Here is a 2,067-nt window from a genome sequence, read left to right as displayed (position 1 = left end):
GACCGCCTCAGTCGCCGCGGAGGCCGAAGCCATAAACCTCGATGAATTCAGCGGACTCCTCGAAAAAGATTTCAAGGTCAAGAAGGACGACAGCGAGAAGCTGCAACAGCTCGTGCGCAATCTCGCGCTCGCGGCGCAGTCCCGTTCCGACACCACGACCATCTCTTCCAATGCCATCAAATCGATCAAGTCGCTGATCGCCGGCATTGACAAGATGCTGACGACACAGGTCAACGAAATCCTGCACGCGCCGGAAGTGCGTGAGATGGAAGGCACATGGCGAGGGCTGTGGTATCTCGTCAACAACACCGAGACGGATCAGAAGCTGAAGATCCGGGTGATGAACATCTCCAAAGAGCAGCTGGCCGATACGCTTGAAGACTATGAAGGTCAGATGTGGGACCAGAGCCCGATCTTCAAGAAAGTCTACACAGACGAGTATTCGATGCTTGGCGGCGAACCAATCGGCTGCGTGATCGGCGCCTACGAGTTCTCCAATCACCCACGTGACGTCGGCCTGCTGCGCAACATCTCCGGCATCTGCGCTTCCGCGCATACGCCGTTTATCGCGGCCGCTTCGCCGCGCCTATTTCGCATGGACAGCTGGCAGGAACTGCCGAACCCGCAAGACCTGCAGCAGATCGTCTCCAACCCCGCCTATGCCTCGTGGCAGTCGTTGCGCGAGAGTGAGGACGCTCGCTACATCGGCCTGACCATGCCCCGCGTCCTGGCGCGGCTGCCCTACGGCACCGATACCGTTCCGGTGAAGGGTTTCACCTTCGAGGAAGAGGTGGAGGGCGATCACAACAAATATGTCTGGATGAACGCCGCCTTCCCGATGGGCGTCAACATCAACCGCAGTCACAAGCTTTTCGGCTGGGGCACGCAGATCCGCGGCGTGGAGAATGGTGGCACGGTGCTCAACCTGCCGGTGCATAGCTTCCCGACCGATGATGGCTCGATCGCGATGAAATGTCCCACGGAAGTCGCCATCGACGACCGGCGCGAGGCGGAACTGGCCAAGCTTGGCCTGATGCCCATCCTGCACCGGAAGAATACCGATCTCGCGGCCTTCATCGGAGCACACTCGCTGCAGGACGACGAAACGCGGGCGGGGCGGCTGGTCGACCCCGATGCACAGTCGAACGAGCGGCTGAGCGCCAACCTGCCCTACCTGTTCCCGGTCTCGCGCTTTGCGCACTACCTCAAGGCGATCGCGCGCGACAAGGTCGGCTCGTTCAAGGAGCGCGCCGACATGCAGATCTGGTTGACCGAGTGGATCAATCGATACGTGCTGGCCAACCCGGCCTTTGCCGACGACAAGGCACGCGCCAAGCGCCCGCTTGCCGCCGCCGAGGTCCAGGTGGACAGCGTGGAGGGGCGGCCGGGCTATTATAATGCCCGCTTCTATCTGCGCCCGCATTACCAGCTGGAGGGCATCAACGCGTCGCTCCGACTGGTCTCGGAACTACCGTCCGTTAAGACTTGATCGCAGCAACGACAACCTGGTTTTTTGAAAGCGGTGGAGAAACACAATGCCGACTACGAAGATTGATGGCTTCCTGAAGGTTCCCGATATCAAAGGCCCCAGCACCCGCGACGGCCACGATGACGAGATCGAAATCCATGGCGTCGACTACAAGATGGTCGCACCTTATGATCCCAATTCGCTGTCACGCCGTGGCCGCGTCTCCATGGGCATGATCAAATTCACCAAGCACTACGACAAATCATCGCCCTATCTGAAAAAGGCTTTGTTCGAAAACAAGGCCCTTGATGAGGTGGTGTTCTCGGCCCGCCGGACCATCGATGGCGAGACCAAGGATTACCTGGTCGTTACCCTCACCGACGCCTCGATCATGGAATACGACATGTCGCAGGCCGAGGATGAGGAAGACCTGATCCAGGAAGAGGTCAGCTTCGCCTACAAGAAGATCAAATTCGTCTATGACGGCAATGATGAAGCCGAAATGGATGTCTATGTCGGCAAGTGAGGTTCGGCGACCCGGCGCGGGCATGCAGCAGACCACTGGCAGCTTGCGGGCGAAAAGCGAAGCCGTCCAGCCG

The 2,067-nt window shown here is 59.3% G+C and carries 2 protein-coding genes; both read left to right on the top strand.

Annotated elements, in window-relative coordinates:
- On the top strand, positions 1–1,489 hold a 1,489-nt coding region (gene tssC / locus EN949_RS34845), incomplete at its 5' end, for a type VI secretion system contractile sheath large subunit (RefSeq protein WP_127371971.1).
- 46 nt (positions 1,490–1,535) lie between these two features.
- Positions 1,536–1,994 (top strand): Hcp family type VI secretion system effector, encoded by a 459-nt coding sequence (locus tag EN949_RS34840; RefSeq protein ID WP_013525307.1) that lies wholly within the window; start codon positions 1,536–1,538, stop codon positions 1,992–1,994.
- Positions 1,995–2,067: the final 73 nt, after the last annotated feature.

Source organism: Mesorhizobium sp. M7A.F.Ca.US.007.01.2.1 (genome assembly GCF_003998165.1).
GTDB classification, from domain to species: Bacteria; Pseudomonadota; Alphaproteobacteria; order Rhizobiales; family Rhizobiaceae; genus Mesorhizobium; species Mesorhizobium ciceri.
Note: the sequence above shows the minus strand (reverse complement) of the source record. Positions and strands in the feature narration are given on the sequence as shown.